This window comes from Neorhizobium sp. 05N33, assembly GCF_056397445.1.
Genome location: NZ_JBFTNK010000001.1, coordinates 836,939 through 853,263, shown reverse-complemented (window position 1 = coordinate 853,263; position 16,325 = coordinate 836,939). Strand labels below are relative to the sequence as shown.

18 protein-coding genes and 1 pseudogene are annotated in these 16,325 nt (G+C 62.3%); 13 read left to right on the top strand and 6 right to left on the bottom strand.

Features of this window, described 5'->3' with window-relative positions:
- Window positions 1–7: 7 nt before the first annotated feature.
- The 3 genes and pseudogenes from AC1DLT_RS03960 to AC1DLT_RS03950 form a co-directional block, all read left to right on the top strand.
- Window positions 8–745: pseudogene (locus tag AC1DLT_RS03960) on the top strand (glycerophosphodiester phosphodiesterase); the annotation flags it as partial.
- Complete coding sequence (locus AC1DLT_RS03955; protein ID WP_477485997.1) at window positions 737–1,756, top strand: LacI family DNA-binding transcriptional regulator; 1,020 nt, start codon at window positions 737–739, stop codon at window positions 1,754–1,756. The pseudogene AC1DLT_RS03960 and the gene AC1DLT_RS03955, both read left to right, overlap by 9 nt.
- Window positions 1,757–2,581 carry an inositol monophosphatase family protein gene (locus AC1DLT_RS03950; RefSeq protein ID WP_477485941.1) on the top strand — a complete coding sequence of 275 codons (825 nt, stop codon included), beginning with the start codon at window positions 1,757–1,759 and terminating at the stop codon, window positions 2,579–2,581.
- A 121-nt stretch (window positions 2,582–2,702) separates the two neighbouring features.
- Here AC1DLT_RS03950 and AC1DLT_RS03945 read toward each other — a convergent pair whose 3' ends face one another.
- Together AC1DLT_RS03945 and AC1DLT_RS03940 are read right to left on the bottom strand one after the other, a co-directional pair.
- Complete coding sequence (locus AC1DLT_RS03945) at window positions 2,703–3,137, bottom strand: type II toxin-antitoxin system VapC family toxin (RefSeq protein WP_477485940.1); 435 nt, start codon at window positions 3,135–3,137, stop codon at window positions 2,703–2,705.
- The gene (locus AC1DLT_RS03940) at window positions 3,137–3,376 is read right to left on the bottom strand and encodes a type II toxin-antitoxin system VapB family antitoxin (RefSeq protein WP_247034670.1); all 240 of its coding nucleotides are present in this window, start codon (window positions 3,374–3,376) and stop codon (window positions 3,137–3,139) included. Before AC1DLT_RS03940 ends, AC1DLT_RS03945 begins: the two co-directional genes overlap by 1 nt.
- 154 nt (window positions 3,377–3,530) lie before the next feature.
- On the opposite strand from AC1DLT_RS03940, the gene AC1DLT_RS03935 reads away from it, so the two are divergent.
- The 7 genes from AC1DLT_RS03935 to AC1DLT_RS03905 all read left to right on the top strand — a co-directional run bounded on the left by AC1DLT_RS03935 (window position 3,531) and on the right by AC1DLT_RS03905 (window position 9,067).
- A complete protein-coding gene (locus tag AC1DLT_RS03935; protein ID WP_477485939.1) occupies window positions 3,531–4,577 on the top strand; it encodes a LacI family DNA-binding transcriptional regulator in 1,047 nt (348 codons plus the stop codon).
- 100 nt (window positions 4,578–4,677) lie between these two features.
- Window positions 4,678–5,346 (top strand): amino acid ABC transporter permease, encoded by a 669-nt coding sequence (locus AC1DLT_RS03930; protein ID WP_477485938.1) that lies wholly within the window; start codon window positions 4,678–4,680, stop codon window positions 5,344–5,346.
- A gap of 16 nt (window positions 5,347–5,362) precedes the next feature.
- Window positions 5,363–6,019, top strand: coding sequence for an amino acid ABC transporter permease (locus tag AC1DLT_RS03925; protein WP_080952390.1), 657 nt, complete (start codon window positions 5,363–5,365; stop codon window positions 6,017–6,019).
- 51 nt (window positions 6,020–6,070) lie between these two features.
- Window positions 6,071–6,871 carry a transporter substrate-binding domain-containing protein gene (locus AC1DLT_RS03920; RefSeq protein ID WP_477485937.1) on the top strand — a complete coding sequence of 267 codons (801 nt, stop codon included), beginning with the start codon at window positions 6,071–6,073 and terminating at the stop codon, window positions 6,869–6,871.
- A gap of 112 nt (window positions 6,872–6,983) precedes the next feature.
- Entirely contained in the window at window positions 6,984–7,697 is a 714-nt protein-coding gene (locus AC1DLT_RS03915) for an amino acid ABC transporter ATP-binding protein (RefSeq protein ID WP_477485996.1), read from the top strand.
- A gap of 67 nt (window positions 7,698–7,764) precedes the next feature.
- A complete protein-coding gene (locus AC1DLT_RS03910; RefSeq protein ID WP_477485995.1) occupies window positions 7,765–8,670 on the top strand; it encodes a 2-hydroxyacid dehydrogenase in 906 nt (301 codons plus the stop codon).
- A gap of 73 nt (window positions 8,671–8,743) precedes the next feature.
- Window positions 8,744–9,067 (top strand): hypothetical protein, encoded by a 324-nt coding sequence (locus AC1DLT_RS03905; protein WP_477485936.1) that lies wholly within the window; start codon window positions 8,744–8,746, stop codon window positions 9,065–9,067.
- 16 nt (window positions 9,068–9,083) lie between these two features.
- Here the strand turns inward: AC1DLT_RS03905 and AC1DLT_RS03900 are convergent, their stop codons facing one another.
- The 4 genes from AC1DLT_RS03900 to AC1DLT_RS03885 form a co-directional block, all read right to left on the bottom strand.
- Window positions 9,084–9,506 carry a VOC family protein gene (locus AC1DLT_RS03900; protein WP_046599269.1) on the bottom strand — a complete coding sequence of 141 codons (423 nt, stop codon included), beginning with the start codon at window positions 9,504–9,506 and terminating at the stop codon, window positions 9,084–9,086.
- Between the two features lie 101 nt (window positions 9,507–9,607).
- Window positions 9,608–10,387: an AraC family transcriptional regulator gene (locus AC1DLT_RS03895; RefSeq protein WP_477485935.1), complete on the bottom strand. Its 780-nt coding sequence runs from the start codon at window positions 10,385–10,387 to the stop codon at window positions 9,608–9,610.
- Window positions 10,388–10,484: 97 nt separating this feature from the next.
- Window positions 10,485–11,324, bottom strand: a complete 840-nt coding sequence (gene kynA / locus AC1DLT_RS03890; RefSeq protein ID WP_477485934.1) for a tryptophan 2,3-dioxygenase — start codon at window positions 11,322–11,324, stop codon at window positions 10,485–10,487.
- 25 nt (window positions 11,325–11,349) lie between these two features.
- Window positions 11,350–12,003, bottom strand: a complete 654-nt coding sequence (locus AC1DLT_RS03885) for a glutathione S-transferase (RefSeq protein ID WP_247034686.1) — start codon at window positions 12,001–12,003, stop codon at window positions 11,350–11,352.
- A 116-nt stretch (window positions 12,004–12,119) separates the two neighbouring features.
- Here AC1DLT_RS03885 and AC1DLT_RS03880 point away from each other — a divergent pair, with 116 nt between their 5' ends.
- The 3 genes from AC1DLT_RS03880 (at window position 12,120) to AC1DLT_RS03870 (ending at window position 16,321) form a co-directional block, all read left to right on the top strand.
- Entirely contained in the window at window positions 12,120–13,334 is a 1,215-nt protein-coding gene (locus tag AC1DLT_RS03880) for a polyhydroxyalkanoate depolymerase (protein ID WP_477485994.1), read from the top strand.
- 81 nt (window positions 13,335–13,415) lie between these two features.
- Complete coding sequence (locus tag AC1DLT_RS03875) at window positions 13,416–14,789, top strand: malonyl-CoA decarboxylase (protein ID WP_477485933.1); 1,374 nt, start codon at window positions 13,416–13,418, stop codon at window positions 14,787–14,789.
- Window positions 14,789–16,321, top strand: coding sequence for a malonate--CoA ligase (locus AC1DLT_RS03870; protein WP_477485932.1), 1,533 nt, complete (start codon window positions 14,789–14,791; stop codon window positions 16,319–16,321). Before AC1DLT_RS03875 ends, AC1DLT_RS03870 begins: the two co-directional genes overlap by 1 nt.
- Window positions 16,322–16,325 lie beyond the last annotated feature (4 nt).

Below are 16,325 nucleotides of genomic sequence, written 5' to 3'. Positions count from 1 at the left end.
GGAGGCTTTGATGCGCGACTTCTCCGCATTCTTCCAGAAATACGGCTGGCCCGAGAACAGAGGCCGGCTGCCGTTCTGCATTGGCCATCGCGGTGCGAGCGGCCACGAGCGGGAGAACACACTCACCGCCTTTCGCCGCGCGGCCGAGCTCGGCGCCGAAATGTGGGAACTCGACACCCAGATGACCTCGGACGGCGTGGTCGTCGTTTCCCATGACGATCATCTGCAACGGGTCTTCCAGCAGGACCTCCACATCTCGCAGATGACTTTTGCGGAGCTGCGCGAGGCGGTGCCGGATGTGCCGAGTTTCGCGGAAGTCGCCGCGCTCGGGCGGGAGACCGGTTGCGGCCTCTATGTCGAGCTGAAGCGGCCGGGCACCGGTCCGCTCTGCTGGCAGCACCTGAAGGACATGGACCAGCGTTTCGCCTGTCTCGGTTCCTTCGATGTCGCCCAGGTGCGTGAACTGCGCGACCTCGGCTGTGACTACCCGCTCTCCGTGCTGATCCGCGTCGGTCATGATCCGCATGCGGCAGGCGAGATGGCCGGCGCCGACATCCTCCATCTGTGCTGGGAAAAGGCGAGCGATACGCCGCAGGAATTCGTCTCAGAGGACCTGATCGACAGGGCTTTTGCCGAGGGCAAGGAAATCGTGCTCTGGCACGAGGAGCGGCCGGATGTCCTGAAGGACATCATGGTCCTGCCGGTGCTCGGCATCTGCACCGACCTGCCGGACCTGATGCGGCCCAAGGAGACGAGCGGCATTTCCCTTTCCCGGGAACCACGCCGCGTCACCTCCTTCGATGTCGCCCGCGCAGCCGGCGTCTCGCGCGCCGCCGTGTCGCGCGCCTTCACGCCGGATGCCAGCGTTTCGGAAAAAACCCGGCAGAAAGTATATCAGGCAGCCAAGGAACTCGGCTACCGGGTCAACTATCTCGCCCGCAGCCTCACCAACAAGCGGTCCGATTTCGTCGGCCTGGTGGCGGCCGGCCTCGATAATCCGTTTCGCACCCAGCAGCTCGAAAACCTGGCCCGCGCGCTGATCGCCCGCAATTACCGGCCGATCCTGCTGCCGACTTCCAAGGAAGCGGACAGCGCGACCGTCATCGGTCAACTGCTGCATTACGCCGTTTCCGGCGTCATCATCACCTCGGACGCGCCGCCCTCGCACATCTTCGAGGAATGTGCGGTCGAGGGCGTGCCGATCGTGCTGGTCAACAAGGGCGAGGATTTTCCATTTGTGGACCGCGTCGTTTCCGATGACCGGATGTCGGGTTACACCGCGGTCGACCATCTCGTCGAAGCGGGCGCCAAGAAGCTTGCCGTCATCGCCGGTACGGCCGTCTCCTACTCCTCGCGCCGTCGCGCCGAGGCTTTTCAGAGCCGCTGCCAGATGCTCGGGCTCGATGCACCGCTCATCCCGGTTGCCATCAACGACTACGCCCATGGGCACGAGGCGGCGCAATCGCTGATCGACATGGGCATCGACGGGGTGTTTTCGGTCAACGACTACATGGCCTGTGGTGTCCTCGACGGGCTCGCCAAGGCCGGCCGGAGCTACGGCTCCGTCAAGGTGATCGGCCATGACGACATCCCCCAGGCAAGCTGGTCGGCCTATGACCTCACCACATTCGTACAGCCCTGCGACGTGCAGGCGGAACAGGTGATCGATCTCCTGACCAGCCGGATGTCCGAACCGGACGCCGTGGCTAGGGTGGAATTCACGCCCGTGACGCTGATCAAAAGAAGAAGTGCATAAATGGCATCTGCATTCGATCTCTCCTCCCTGCAATCGCGCGAAAGGACCGCAATCGAGGTCGCCCGCCGGGTCGGCATGGAGGCTGCCGCTTTCCGCGCCGAGGCGCTTCCCGAAACGCTCGGCGTCCAAAACAAGGGCCTGCAGGATTTCGTCACCGTCGCCGACAAGCGGGCGGAAAAAGCGATCCGCGCATCCCTGCTCGGCAAATTTCCCGATGATTCCTTCATGGGCGAAGAGGGCGGCGGGCGCTCGGGAGAGGGCGGCACCTGGGTGGTCGACCCGATCGACGGCACCACCAATTTCATCCGCGGATTTCGGCACTGGGGTGTCTCGATCGCGTTCGTCTCCGGCGGCGAAATTCTGGTCGGCGTGATCTACGACGCCGCGCAGGACCGGGTTTTTCACGCGATCCGGGGTGAGGGGGCCTTCAAGGAAGGCAGGCCGATCGCAGCGGCCAAGACCAGTGATCCCAACCACGCGATCGCCATTCTCGGCCATTCTCGCCGCACCGACTTCGAGGACTACCTCGCCATCTCGCGCAAACTCTACGAGCGCGGCATCGACTATCGCCGCATGGGGGCGGCCGCGATCGGCCTCGTCCGCGTCGCCGAAGGTGTTTCCGACCTCTATTACGAACGGCACCTTTCCTCCTGGGACATGCTCGCCGGCGTGCTGATTGCCGCGGAAGCCGGTGCGACGATCGCCGTGCCGCCGCTCGAGGATCTGCTTTCGCGGGGCGGTGCGGTTGTCGCCTGTTCGCCGGGGCTTGCCAGCGAATTCGCTTTCTTGATGGAAATGGAAGGCTTGGCTCCCGCCCGGCAGTAGGACAGACAGATAGCGGCAGGGGCATCGACGCGACATAGACGATCCGCAGCGACAACCGTCCCCTTCGCCAATCCAAACGGGGCCGGGCCGCTCCCGCCGATGAGCGCTCAACCGCCTGGCTTCACCAGCCTATATCTGTCAAGGCGAAGTCGTTCCCCTTATAGGCAACCTTGGTCCTGTACGCCTTTGCGCAGGCATAGGAGAAGCAATCTCCCATATTGAGCTTTGCGGGGTGGTTGACGATCTTGCCGAAGTCCTGTGCGGCGTCCAGGGCCTTTGTCCCCACGTCTCCGCTGATCATGATGTCCCGGGCCTCCAGATCGGCAATGAACTGGTCCACCAGACGGCGAGACTCCGTCAGCATTTCGGGGGTGGCGGGCTTGTCGCGGCCACTTACCCCAGCCTTGCGGCGTGTCAGCGAAAGCGAGGCCTCCATCCTCACCACGGATGACACATAGAACGGGCCAGGATCCTGGCCGATACGGTCCAACAACTCATCACGGTCCTGCTCTTCCGCAAGAATAGCCACGATCACGGATGCGTCGATGAACAGCATCAGTCTTCGTCCCACATTTCATCGGTCTCGCGCTTGTGGTCGCCGGGTGCGAATGGTCCCGCAGCGCGGGCCATCGCCAGAGATTTTGCCAACCGGTCGCGAATGGGCAAGCTAGCTTTGCGGCTGGCGATCTCGTGCTTCAACGCCGTCTTCACGGCGTCTACTTTGGACGTCTTGATGAGGCCCACAAGCTCCTCCGTGAGCTTGTCGACTTCTGGGTCCTTGATGTAGAGAGGCATCTGAGCATATCCTTTGGAGGATATTATAATATCCTCGTTTTTATATCCCTGCAAGTTGGTTGCTTTTCGGCGTTATCCGAAATGGCTAACCTATTGTTTTTATTGTTTATGTGGTTCGCTGGTATTCGGATTTCACCTCTGCTAAATGACATCCATGCCATTCGAAGACAAAAAGAAAAGCCGGGTGACGCTTCTCGACGTGGCGCGGCGCGCCAATGTGTCCCGCGCCACCGCCTCGCTCGTCATCCGCAAGAGCCCGCTGGTCGGTGCTGATACGCGGGCGCGTGTCGAGCGGGCGATGCGCGAGCTCGGCTATGTCTATAACATGGGGGCCGCCCGGCTCAGGGCCGAGCGCAGCCACACCGTCGGCGTCATCGTGCCCAATCTGACGAACCCGTTTTTCGCCGAACTGCTGTCCGGCATCGAGGCGGTGATCGATTCGGCCGGCATGGTGGTGATCCTCGCCAATAGCGGCGATCTCGTCGAACGCCAGGACATGGTGATGCGGCGGATGCGCGAGCACGGCGTCGATGGCGTCATCGTCTGCCCGGCGGCCGGCACCGAACCTGCGTTCCTTCACCAGCTCGCCGACTGGGATCTGCCCCTGGTGCAGGTGCTCCGCCAGATCTCCGAGGAAGTCGATTATGCCGGTTCCGATTATGCGGCGGGCATGCGCCAGGCGGTGGATTATCTGGCATCGCTCGGCCACCGGACGATCGCTTTTGCCGTCCACGGGCCGATCCATTCCGCCTATCGCGAGCGCGTCGAGGGGTTTTGCGATGCCATGCAATCGCGCGGGCTCGATCCGAACATGATCGTCGGTCTGCCGATCCAGATCGGCGAGATCGCCGATGCCGCGCATCTCCTCTTCGGCGAGGGCGAACAGCCGACGGCGGTGATCTGCTTCAACGACGTGATCGCGCTCGGCCTTTCCGCCGGTCTCTACGACCGGGGCCTGAAGGTCGGCGAGAATTTTTCGCTGATCGGCTTCGACGACGTGACCGACGCGGAGGCGATGCGGCCGAGGCTCACGTCCGTTTCCACCGGACCGGTGACAATCGGCGGGAATGCGGCCCGGCTTCTCCTCGACCGGTTGGCCGATCCCATCCGCCCACCCCGCAGGGTTGTGAACGAAACGGTTTTGCATATCCGTCAATCCTGCGGGCCGGTCGCCATTTCGGCTTTGCAACAATCCCGTTAGCTTTCGGTTGACGTCCGGACTGAAAGCTTTTAGATCGATCTAAATGAACAGACGCCGCAGAGGAGTGGCGCCCTTTCGACATCATTGGGGAGGTCCCAAGTTGTACAATTTCAATTTCGAGCCCGTATTTGCGGGTTTCGACCAGCTTCTGCTCGGCGCCTGGCTGACGATCCAGCTTTCGGTGGCGGCGATGATCATCGGTCTGATCGTCTCGATTGCCTGCGCTGCCGGCAAGACGTCCGGCATCGCGCCGCTGCGCTGGATCATTGATGCCTATATCGAAATCATCCGCAACACGCCGTTCCTGGTGCAGATCTTCTTCATCTTCTTCGGCCTGCCGTCGCTCGGGATCTTTCTGACGCCGAACAGCGCGGCGTTGGTGGCGCTGGTCGTCAATTTCGGCGCCTACGGCACGGAAATCATCCGCGCCGGCATCGAGTCGATCCAGAAGGGGCAGATCGAGGCCGGCACCGCGCTCGGCCTCTCGAAGCTGCAGATCTTCCGCTACATCATCATGAAACCGGCGCTGCGCACCGTCTATCCGTCGCTGACCAGCCAGTTCATCTATTTGATGCTGACCTCCAGCGTCGTCTCGGCAATCTCGGCCGACGACCTTGCCGCCGCCGGCAACAATCTGCAGTCGCAGACCTTCGCGAGCTTCGAGGTCTATATCGTCATCACGGTGATGTATCTCGTCATGTCGGTCGGTTTCTCGACGATCTTCTCGGCGATCGAGAAGGCCGCCTTCAAATATCCGTTGAGCCGATAGGAGCCTGGCCATGCCATTGATCAGACCTTTCGGCATCAACGAATTCTGGATCATCGTGCTTGCGGCGCAGTGGACCATCGCGCTGTCGGCGATCGCCTTTGCTGGCGGCGGCATCGGTGGCTTGCTGATCGCGCTCATGCGCGTCTCGGATGCGAAATGGCCGCGGCTGATCGCCACCGGCTTCATTCGCGTCTTCCAGGGAACGCCGCTCTTGATGCAGCTCTTCCTGGTGTTCTTCGGCATGAACATCCTCGGTTTTGCCATCAATCCGTGGCTTGCCGCAACCGTCGCACTCACCCTGCATGCGAGCGCCTTCCTCGGCGAAATCTGGCGCGGCTGCATCGAGGCGGTGCCGCCGGGCCAGCGGGAGGCCGCGACCGCGCTCGGCCTGCGCTACTATAACCGGATGCGCTACATCGTCCTGCCGCAGGCCTCGAAGATCGCGGTGGCGCCGACGGTCGGCTTCCTGGTGCAGCTGATCAAGGGCACCTCGCTTGCGGCGATCATTGGTTTTACCGAACTCACCCGCCAGGGCCAGATCATCAACAACGCCACGTTCAGTCCGTTCATGGTGTTCGGTACGGTAGCCGCGGTCTATTTCGTCCTCTGCTGGCCGCTCTCGGTGCTGGCGCGGCGCATGGAACTCAGATTCTCCCGCGCAACGGCACGTTGACGGGACCCGAGCCGGAGGGAGGAAACCGGTGCAACAGAAAAGGGTAGGAACATGAACTTTTCCAGACGCATGGTTATGGCCGTTATCGGCGCAGGCCTGATGATGGGCGCAGGCGCCTCCACCGCATCGGCGCAGACCGTCGAAAGCATCAAATCCGCAGGCACCGTCAAGATCGGCATGCTGGTCGACTTCCCGCCGTTCGGGATCATGAACACCTCGAACGAGCCGGACGGCTATGACGCCGACGTCGCAAAGCTGCTCGCCAAGGAATTCGGCGTGAAGGTGCAGATCGTTCCGGTCACCGGCCCGAACCGCATTCCCTACCTGCAGAGCAATCAGGTCGACCTGCTTGTCGCCTCGCTCGGCATCACCGAAGAGCGCGCCAAGAGCGTCGACTTCTCGCAGCCCTATGCCGGCATTTCGATCGGCGTGTTTGGCGCCAAGGCGACCGAGGTCTCCAAGCCGGAAGACCTGTCCGGCAAGACGATCGGCGTCGCCCGCGCCTCGACGCAGGATACCGGCGTCACCAAGATCGCCCCGAAGGATGCCAAGATCCAGCGTTTCGACGACGATGCCAGCGCCGTTCAGGCCCTGCTGTCCGGCCAGGTACAGCTGATCGGCGTCTCGAACGTTGTCGCCGCCCAGATCGAAAAGGCAGCTCCCGGCCGGTTCACCCAGAAGCTGCAGCTTAGCCAGCAGGTTCAGGGCATCGCCGTGCGCAAGGGTTCGAGCGAGTTGTTGACGGCTGTCAACGCCTTCATCGCCAAGGTGAAGGCCAATGGCGAACTCGGCAAGATCCATGAAAAGTGGCTCGGCGCTCCGCTGCCGGACTTCGTCGCCAACGCCAAGTAAGACCAGAACCACGCCCAGAACTGAGATCGAAAGGGAGTTCCTCGCAATGACTGAGGTGAACGCAAACGCATCGGCCGCGGCCACGCGAGGAACTTCCGAACTCGCCGTCAGGATGGAAGGCGTCAACAAATGGTATGGCGGTTTTCACGCACTGAAGGACGTCGAACTGTCGGTCAACCGGGGGGAGCGGATCGTCATCTGCGGCCCTTCCGGCTCCGGCAAGTCGACGCTGATCCGCTGCATCAACCAGCTGGAGACGATCCAGAAGGGCAGAATCGTCGTGGACGGCCATGACCTCACCGCCGGCGGCAAGAACGTCGATATCGTTCGCCAGGAAACCGGCATGGTCTTCCAGCAGTTCAACCTCTTCCCGCATATGACCGTCCTGGAAAACTGCACGCTGGCACCGATGAAGGTGCGGGGCATTTCGAAAGTCGAAGCCGAAAAGATCGCCCGCAAATACCTGGAGCGGGTGCGCATTCCCGAACAGGCGGAAAAATATCCCGCCCAGCTTTCCGGCGGCCAGCAGCAGCGCGTCGCGATTGCCCGCGCACTGTGCATGAACCCGAAGATCATGCTGTTCGACGAGCCGACCTCGGCGCTCGACCCGGAAATGGTCAAGGAAGTGCTGGATACCATGATCGACCTTGCGAAAGAGGGCATGACCATGCTCTGCGTCACCCATGAAATGGGTTTTGCCCGGCAGGTCGCCGACCGGGTGATCTTCATGGACCGCGGCGAGATCCTCGAAACCGCCGCGCCGGAAGAATTCTTCGGCAATCCCAAGAACGAGCGCCTGAAGATCTTCCTCGGACAGATCTCCTGAGACCGCTGCCATCCATTGAAATGAAGGAGTTCCGGACGTGAAACCAGACATCCTGCTTGTAGAACCGATGATGCAGTTCATCGAGGACCAGCTCGACGCAGCCTATACCGTGCATCGGCTGTATGACCCGGCGCAGAAGGCAACGCTGGAAGCAGCGTTGCCGAACATCCGCGCCGTCGCGACCGGCGGCGGCACCGGCCTTTCCAATGAGTGGATCGAGAAGCTGCCCTCGCTTGGCGTCATCGCCATCAACGGCGTCGGCACCGACAAGGTCGACCTCAAATTCACACGGAGCCGCAATATCGACGTCACCACCACGCCCGGCGTTTTGACTGATGATGTCGCCGACATGGGCATCGCGCTGATGCTCGGCGTGCTGCGCCATGTCGCCAAGGGCGACGCATTCGTGCGGGCCGGCAAGTGGGGCAACCAGAGCTTCCCACTCGGCAACAGCCCGAAGGGCAAGCGTGTCGGCATCCTCGGCCTCGGCCAGATCGGCAAGGCCTTCGGCCGCCGCGCCGAAGCCTTCGGCATGGACGTGCGCTTCTGGAACCGCTCGCCGGTCAAGGACACGACCTGGAAGTCCTGCGCCTCGCCGGTGGCACTGGCAGAGGACAGCGACGTGCTGTGCGTCATCGTTGCCGCGAATGCGCAGACGAAGGACATCGTCAATGCCGAGGTTCTGAAGGCGCTCGGACCGAAAGGTATCCTGATCAATATCGCCCGCGGCAGCGTCGTCGATGAGGACGCGCTGCTTGCGGCCCTCAACGACGGCACGATCGCCGCCGCCGGGCTTGACGTCTATCTCGACGAACCGCGCATCCGCGAAGACTTCTTCACCGCGCCGAACACCGTGCTGATGCCGCATCAGGGCAGCGCCACGGTCGAGACCCGCGTCGCCATGGGTGAGCTGGTGCTTGCCAATATCGCCGCCCATTTTGCCGGCGAAAAGCCGCCGACCACCGTCAATTGAGCAATTCCAGGAAAAGTGTGAAGCGGATTTCCGTTCGGAATTGCGCAGCGCAAAAGTGAGCCGGAGAAACAAGATGATCATCCGTCAGGCCTTTTTCGAAGGCATGATCCATGCCGGCCAGGAAGAGGCGTTCAAGACCTATGTGGCCGAGAAGCTGATGCCGATGTGGCTGGCTTTTCCGGGCATCAGGGAAGTGCGCGTGCTCTACAATATCGAGCGCGACGAAGGTGCACCGTCCTACCCGATGGTGCTGTCGACCATGTACGAAAGCCGCGAGGCGCTGGCTGCGGCCCTGGAATCGCCGGTGCGCTACGAGAGCCGGGACATGACCAAGGGGCTCCTGGACATGTTCGACGGCCGCATCCACCACCACGTCTTCGATCTGGCGCTGTCCTGAGTTCATCGACCGCCGGTCAACCGCCGGCGGTCTTCGTGCCTGAGCCGGGCGCGCGATAAGCGGGCGTGTTCGGCTCGAACAGTTCGATCAGGTTTCCGGACGGATCCTCCAGTAAAATCTGCTTGCCGCCCGTTCCCTGGATGATCTCGTTGCGGAAGCCGCAGCCGGCCAGTTTCAGCCGTTCGACCATCCCATCCAGGTCGTCGACGGTCAGATGAATGCGGTTCCACCCGCCGGGTGCCTGCTGCTCTCCGGACGGCATCGGCGCACCGCCGCCACCCCGCGGGTTCGGCTGGGAGAGATAGAGATGCATGTCGCCACGCGAGATTTCCGCGAAAGGCGGGGCAGGGTGCATCTCGAGCTTGAAGCCAAGGTGTGCAGTGTAGAAATCGATCGCTGACTTTACGTCGTTGACGATGTATCTGAAGCATGCGGCCATTGTCTGAGCCCTCCCGGTGTCAGATGGATATCCGAAGGCAAAGCCTAACATTCCCGCGACGGAGGACAAGCGTCATCCGCCTTCCTCCGCGAAAGCTGCGATCAACGCACCGCAACCGCGTAGAGGCGTGGGGAAATCCCGAAACTGCGGGTGAAGATGCGGGTCATGTGGCTCTGATCTGCAAAGCCGCTGCCCAGCGCCGCCTCAGCAAGTCCCGTGCCGCCGGCGATCAGTTTTCGCGTCAGCTGGATGCGCCGCTGGATCAGGTAGGCATGCGGGGTAAGCCCCATCACCCTGTCGAAAGCCCGCAGGAACTGGAATTGGCTAAGGCCGGCAAGGTCCGCCAGATCAGCAAGGCTGACCGCTTTGGCCGGATCCTCATCAATGCGCTGGCGCACTGCCCGGATCGCTTGCGGTACCGGTTTCGGCTCCGGTGCGTCCCGCATCACCTCGGCCAGCAGCGTCAGCAGCAATTCCTGGCGGCGGAGTTCGGCGCCGGCTTCCTCGGCGGTCATCGCCGTGAACAGCTGCCGCATCGTCTTGGCCTGCGGCGGTTGCCGCAGCACCGGATCGGCAAATTCGAAATCGCCGGGCCTGCCCTGGCGGATATCGGCGACGGCACGGACGATCACATCCGGATCGAAATAGAGCATCTGCCAGAAACGCCCTTCATCGCCGATCGGCGCGCCGTCATGCACTTCGCCGGGGTTGACGGTGATGACATCGCCCGGTCCGGCCTCCACCGGACCGCGTCCACTTGCGGACTTCTGGGCGCCGCTCTCGATCACGCCGATGCCGTACTGGTCATGGGTGTGACGGGCAAAATGGTGGTCGGAGCGGGCCACGACCGCCTGCACGCCGGCCATGCCGCATCGAAACATCCGAAATCCGTTTCGTCCCTTCGCGCGCATCGGCTCCTCGCGTTTGAGCCAGCATAACCCCGCTCGAGAAGATCACCAACCGGCAGCTTCACTCGGCTTACAGAACGGTGCGCACCCGCCAGAGTTCGGGAAACAGCTCGACCTCCAGCATCTTCTTCAGATACGACGTTCCCGACGTGCCGCCGGTGCCACGCTTGAAGCCGATCACCCGTTCCACCGTGGTGACGTGATTGAATCGCCAGCGGCGGAAATAGTCCTCGAAGTCGACCAGCTTTTCGGCGAGTTCGTAAAGCTCCCAATAGGTGCCGGGCGCACTATAGACCTGTTTCCAGGCCTCCAGCACCTGCTCGTTCTCAGGTCGTTTTGTGCGCCAGTCGGTTCTGGCGGCGTCTTCGCCGATATCGAAGCCGCGCCGGGAAAGCAGCATCAGCGCCTCGTCGTAAAGGCTCGGGTGGGCAAGGATGCCCTCCAGCTTCTCGATGATATCGGGCCGATGCGCATGCGGCCCGAGCATCGCCACGTTGCGGTTGCCTGCGAGGAACTCGATCGCCCGATACTGATAGGACTGGAAACCGGAAGACTGGCCGAGCGAGGCGCGGAACTCCGTATATTCGCTGGGCGTCATGGTGCGCAGCACGTCCCAGGCATTGTTGAGCTGTTCGAAAATCCGGGCGACGCGGGTGAGCATCTTGAAGGCCGGCTGCGGATCATCGTTGCGGATGGCCTCGATCGCCGAGGTGATCTCGTGGATCGCAAGCTTCATCCACAATTCGGATGTCTGGTGCTGGATGATGAACAGCAGTTCGTCATGCGCCGCCGAGATCGGCTCTTGCGCGTCGAGCACCTTTTCGAGATGCAGGTAATCGGAATAGGACATCTTCTCGCGAAAAGACATTTCCGCGCCGTCTTCGCTGGGATCGTAAGGTTTCGAGCTCATAATGTCCTGATATGTCTTTCGCGGTCTAGAATTCCACTTCCAACTCGACGATTTCGTCCGGTTCCGCAAGCGCCCCTTCGGTCCATTCGAGCATCAGCGGCCAGGCGAGGACAGTGTCGGCGTAGGCCGCAAGCTTCGGTTCAAGCTCGACCGCATAGGTGCGGAAGCGACTGCAGACGGGCGCATACATGGCATCCGCCACCGTCGGCTTTTCGCCGAAAAGCCACGGGCCACCGCTCGCTTCCAGGCACTCGGCCCAGATCGTCTTGACCCGTTCCACATCCGGCCGGGCGCCGGAAAAGATTTTGAAGCGTTCGTGCCGGGCCTTGAGGTTCATCGGCAGGGCCGAGCGAAGATTGTGAAAGCCGGAATGCATTTCCCCGGAGACCGCACGACAACGGGCGCGGTCGGCGATGTCGGCCGGCCAGAGACCGGCATCCGGCGTGATTTCGTTCAGATATTCGGCAATCGCCAGCGTATCCCAGACGTTGACGCCATCATGGGTCAGCCGCGGCACCAGCACGGAGGGCGACAACAGCAGCAGTTCCTGGCGCGCATCGTCGTTCATCTCGACCAGCATTTCCTCGAAATCGAGGCCCGCCATGCGGCAGAGGAGCCATCCGCGCAGCGACCAGGAGGAATAGTTTTTCGAGGAGATCGTGAGTGCCGCCTGCGTCATCAGTTTCAATCCTTGCCGGACAATCATGCGTCCGGTGACAATCTTCTCGCATCGCGAGACATATTGCACTAGCATTTTTGCACTGCCGCATTTTAGCGGCGCGCGGGGTCATGTTCATGCTCTATCAGGCCTATCAATTCCAGGACGACCTCCTCGCCCCGATGCGGGATATGGCCCGACGCCTGCAACTGATGTCTTCGGCCCTGTTCTTCGGCGCCGGCACCGAAATGGGCCGGCATGCCGCCGCAGCACTCGAACTAATGTCCCGCTTCAAGATCACCCACGAGCGGCCGGAATTCGAGATCACCTCGGTGACGATCGGCAATCGCGACGTGCCGATATCAGTCGAGACGACGCTCGACCTGCCCTTCGGCCGGCTCCTGCATTTTGTGGCCGATGTCGATACGCCGCGCCCGCGGGTGCTGGTGGTCGCGCCGCTCTCCGGCCATTTTGCGACGCTGCTGCGCGGCACCGTCCAGACGCTGCTGAAGGACCATGACGTCTACGTCACCGATTGGGCCAATGCGCGGGACGTCTCTACATCCGCCGGCCGCTTCGGCATGGACGACTATGTCGATTATGTTATCCACTTCCTGGAAGAAATTGGTCCGCGCGGGCATATCCTCGCCGTCTGCCAGCCCTGCGTCCAGGCGCTCGTTGCCGTCGCGGTGATGTCGGAGGCGAAGAACCCTGCGACCCCGCGCACCATGACGCTGATGGCCGGACCGGTCGATACCCGCGAGAGCCCGACCAAGGTCAACGAACTTGCGGTCTCGAAGCCGCTGTCGTGGTTCAAGAGCGAACTGATCACCGGGGTACCCATGGGTTTTCCGGGCAGCGGCCGGCGCGTTTATCCCGGTTTCCTGCAGCTCGTCGCCTTCATGAGCATGAACATGGAGCGCCATGTCGAGGCACATCGCAAGCTCTACCGCCACCTAGCCAAGGGTGAGACCGCCGAGGCGGACAAGATCAAGCATTTCTACGACGAATATTTCGCCGTGCTCGACATGACCGAGGAATTCTACATCGAGACCATCGACCGGGTGTTCCAGAGGGCGGAGCTGGCGAGCGGCAACTACACCCACCATGGCCGCAAGGTAGACCCGAACCATATCCGCGCCACGGCACTGCTGACCGTCGAAGGCGGCCGCGATGATATCTGCGGGCTCGGCCAGACGTCTGCAGCCCACGACCTCTGTCATTCGCTGCGCCCGCATCTGCGCCGCCATCATCTGCAGGCCAATGTCGGGCACTATGGCGTCTTCAGCGGCCGCCGCTGGGAGAAGGAAATCTATCCCGTCGTCCGCAACATGATCCTCGCGATGGAATAGCGCGACAGGCGCCAGCCTTGCACCTTCGCTTGCATACGATCACCCATCTGTTGTATGCAATGAAGGGGTAGGAGAAAAAAGATGAGCAGCAGGGATCCGGTTTTCGGCTGGTGGGATGCTCCTCCGTTTATCGGCGAGCTGATCCAGTCTTTGTCCGGCCGCGGCCGGGCCTTGTTCGGCCTTTCGTCGCCGCCGGTGCAGAACCGCGACCTCACCGGCCTTGCCGAGATGATCCTGTCGCGCCGCGGCGAAGTCTCCGGCGCCATTCTTGCCGAAGCCTTCCTCGAAGCCTACCGCCAGGCAAGCGTCCCGGACCGCGATGCCTTCATGCGCGCGCTGCTGGACCATTTCGGCCCGGATCGCACGATCCTGGATGCCGCGGCGGCGGCCTATAACGCCGAGCCAAGCGCAGAGAATATCGCGAGGCTGCACGAGGCGGCGGAGCCGCGGCGGCAAGAGCTTTTCCGCCGCATCAATTTCGCCAAGCGCGGCACCGCAACGCTGGTCGAAATGCGCGAACACCTGATGGACATGTTGGCCAAGGAACCGGCGCTGCAGCCGGTCGACCTCGATTTCTGCCATCTCTTCTCCTCATGGTTCAACCGGGGTTTCCTGATGTTGCGATCGATCGACTGGACCACGCCCGCCAATATCCTGGAGGCGCTGATCCGCTACGAGGCTGTGCACGATATCGACGGCTGGGACGATCTGCGCCGACGGCTGGCGCCGGCCGACCGCCGTTGCTTCGGCTTCTTTCACCCGCAATTGGAAGACGAGCCGCTGATCTTCGTCGAGGTGGCGCTGACCGACCATCTGCCGGCCTCGGTCGACGCGCTCCTCGCCCGTGATCGCCAGCCGCTGGAAGTGCAGCAGGCGACGACGGCCGTCTTTTATTCGATTTCCAACTGCCAGCGCGGCTTGGCTGGCATTTCGCTCGGCAACTTCCTCATCAAGCAGGTGGTGAACGACCTGAAGCGCGACCTGCCGCGGCTTGAGAATTTCGTGACGCTCTCTCCCATACCGGGCTTCGGCGCCTGGCTGCGCGGCGAGAGCCGCGCCACCGACAGCGCGGAGATCGTAGAGGAAAAACAGCGTCTCGTGGCACGGCTCGAAGGAGATTGGGCATCGGCCGGCGAGCGCGAACTCGACCAGATCCAGCGCGCCATGCTGCCGCTCGGCGCACATTACCTGCTGAACGTCCGGCGCGGCAACGGTCGGCCTGTCGATCCGGTCGCGCGATTCCACCTCGGCAACGGCGCACAGGCCGAGCGGCTCAACTTCCTCGGCGACCGTTCGCCGAAGGGCATGCGCCAGTCCTACGGCCTGATGGTCAACTATCGCTACCGGCTCGGCGAGATCGAGAAAAATCATGAAGCTTATGCCGAAAACGGCCATATCGCGGCGACGCCGGCGCTGCGAAAACTGGCCCAACCGGTTTCCCAGGAGGTGTTTTGATGGCTGGTAATCTCTACGACGCGCTGCTCGGCGGGCTCGACCGGGAGGATCGGCTGCTCCTGACGGACGAGACGGTCGGCGCCATGAGCTACCGCGCCTTCGCCGATCACTGCGCGCGGCTTGCCGGAGCCCTTCTCGAAGCCGGCCTGCAACCGGGCGACCGGGTCGCCGTCCAAGCAGAAAAGTCGGTCGCGGCATTGGCGCTCTATCTGGCGACAGTCAGGGCAGGGGGCATCTACCTGCCGCTCAACATCGCCTATACGCCGGCGGAAATCGAATATTTCCTCACCGACGCCGAGCCCTCGGTCTTCGTCTGCGATCCCTCGAAATTCGAGGCGCTGCAGCCGATCGCCAAGGCGACCGGCGCCAAAGTCCTGACGCTCGACCCGGCAGGCAAGGGGACATTGACCGATGCCGCCGCCGTCGCCACGCCGATAACCGAGACCTCAGAGCGGGGCGGAGCGGATATCGCCGCGATCCTCTATACGTCCGGCACGACGGGGCGTTCCAAGGGCGCCATGCTCAGCCACGACAACCTCCTGTCGAACGCGACGTCGCTGGTCGAAAGCTGGCGCTTCACGGACAAGGACGTGCTGATCCACGCACTGCCGATCTTCCACACGCACGGGCTTTTCGTTGCCACCAATGTCGTGCTCGCCTCGCGCGCCTCGATGATTTTCCAGCCGAAATTCGATCCGAACAAGATCATGGAGGCGATGCCGAAGGCGACCGTGCTGATGGGCGTGCCGACCTTCTACACCCGGCTGTTGCAACATCCGGGGCTCAACAAGGACAGTACCGCCCATATGCGCCTGTTCGTCTCGGGATCGGCGCCGCTTCTGGCCGAAACCCACGAGGAATGGCAGGCGCGCACCGGTCACGCCATCCTCGAGCGCTACGGCATGACCGAGACCAACATGAACACCTCGAACCCCTATGACGGTCGGCGTGTCGCCGGCACGGTCGGGTTCCCGTTGCCGGGGGTCCAGGTTCGGGTCACTGACGCCGAAACAGGCGCCTCCCTCGGCACCGAGGAGATTGGCATGATCGAGGTGCGCGGCCCGAACGTGTTTTCGGGTTACTGGCGCATGCCGGAAAAGACCGCGGCGGAATTCCGCAAGGACGGCTTCTTCATCACCGGCGACCTCGGGAAGATCGACAAGTACGGTTATGTCCATATCGTCGGCCGGGGCAAGGATCTCATCATCACCGGCGGCTACAATGTATACCCGAAAGAGGTGGAGATGGAGATCGACGCCATGCCAGGCGTTACCGAAAGCGCCGTTTTCGGTGTCAAGCATCCGGATTTCGGCGAAGGCATCATTGCCGCGATCGTCCTGAAATCAGGTGCCCAGCTGACCGAACAGGAGGTCATCAAGGCGCTCGATGGCCGCCTGGCGGGCTATAAACGCCCGAAAAAGGTGGCATTCATGACCGAATTGCCCCGCAACACGATGGGCAAGGTGCAGAAGAATGTCCTCCGCAATCAGTTTTCCGGAACTTTCGAGCCCACAGCCGCCGCCGCAAAATAGCAAA

Coding starts and splice junctions, on each gene's coding strand:
- AC1DLT_RS03900 (WP_046599269.1), bottom strand. CDS start 9,506: ATGGCCGCATGCTTCAGATACATCGTCAACGACGTAAAGTCAGCGATC.
- AC1DLT_RS03895 (WP_477485935.1), bottom strand. CDS start 10,387: ATGTTTCGATGCGGCATGGCCGGCGTGCAGGCGGTCGTGGCCCGCTCC.
- AC1DLT_RS03950 (WP_477485941.1), top strand. CDS start 1,757: ATGGCATCTGCATTCGATCTCTCCTCCCTGCAATCGCGCGAAAGGACC.
- AC1DLT_RS03910 (WP_477485995.1), top strand. CDS start 7,765: ATGATGCAGTTCATCGAGGACCAGCTCGACGCAGCCTATACCGTGCAT.
- AC1DLT_RS03885 (WP_247034686.1), bottom strand. CDS start 12,003: ATGACGCAGGCGGCACTCACGATCTCCTCGAAAAACTATTCCTCCTGG.
- AC1DLT_RS03940 (WP_247034670.1), bottom strand. CDS start 3,376: ATGCCTCTCTACATCAAGGACCCAGAAGTCGACAAGCTCACGGAGGAG.
- AC1DLT_RS03905 (WP_477485936.1), top strand. CDS start 8,744: ATGATCATCCGTCAGGCCTTTTTCGAAGGCATGATCCATGCCGGCCAG.
- AC1DLT_RS03870 (WP_477485932.1), top strand. CDS start 14,789: ATGGCTGGTAATCTCTACGACGCGCTGCTCGGCGGGCTCGACCGGGAG.
- AC1DLT_RS03880 (WP_477485994.1), top strand. CDS start 12,120: ATGCTCTATCAGGCCTATCAATTCCAGGACGACCTCCTCGCCCCGATG.
- AC1DLT_RS03920 (WP_477485937.1), top strand. CDS start 6,071: ATGAACTTTTCCAGACGCATGGTTATGGCCGTTATCGGCGCAGGCCTG.
- AC1DLT_RS03875 (WP_477485933.1), top strand. CDS start 13,416: ATGAGCAGCAGGGATCCGGTTTTCGGCTGGTGGGATGCTCCTCCGTTT.
- AC1DLT_RS03955 (WP_477485997.1), top strand. CDS start 737: ATGCGGCCCAAGGAGACGAGCGGCATTTCCCTTTCCCGGGAACCACGC.
- AC1DLT_RS03935 (WP_477485939.1), top strand. CDS start 3,531: ATGCCATTCGAAGACAAAAAGAAAAGCCGGGTGACGCTTCTCGACGTG.
- kynA (WP_477485934.1), bottom strand. CDS start 11,324: ATGAGCTCGAAACCTTACGATCCCAGCGAAGACGGCGCGGAAATGTCT.
- AC1DLT_RS03945 (WP_477485940.1), bottom strand. CDS start 3,137: ATGCTGTTCATCGACGCATCCGTGATCGTGGCTATTCTTGCGGAAGAG.
- AC1DLT_RS03915 (WP_477485996.1), top strand. CDS start 6,984: ATGGAAGGCGTCAACAAATGGTATGGCGGTTTTCACGCACTGAAGGAC.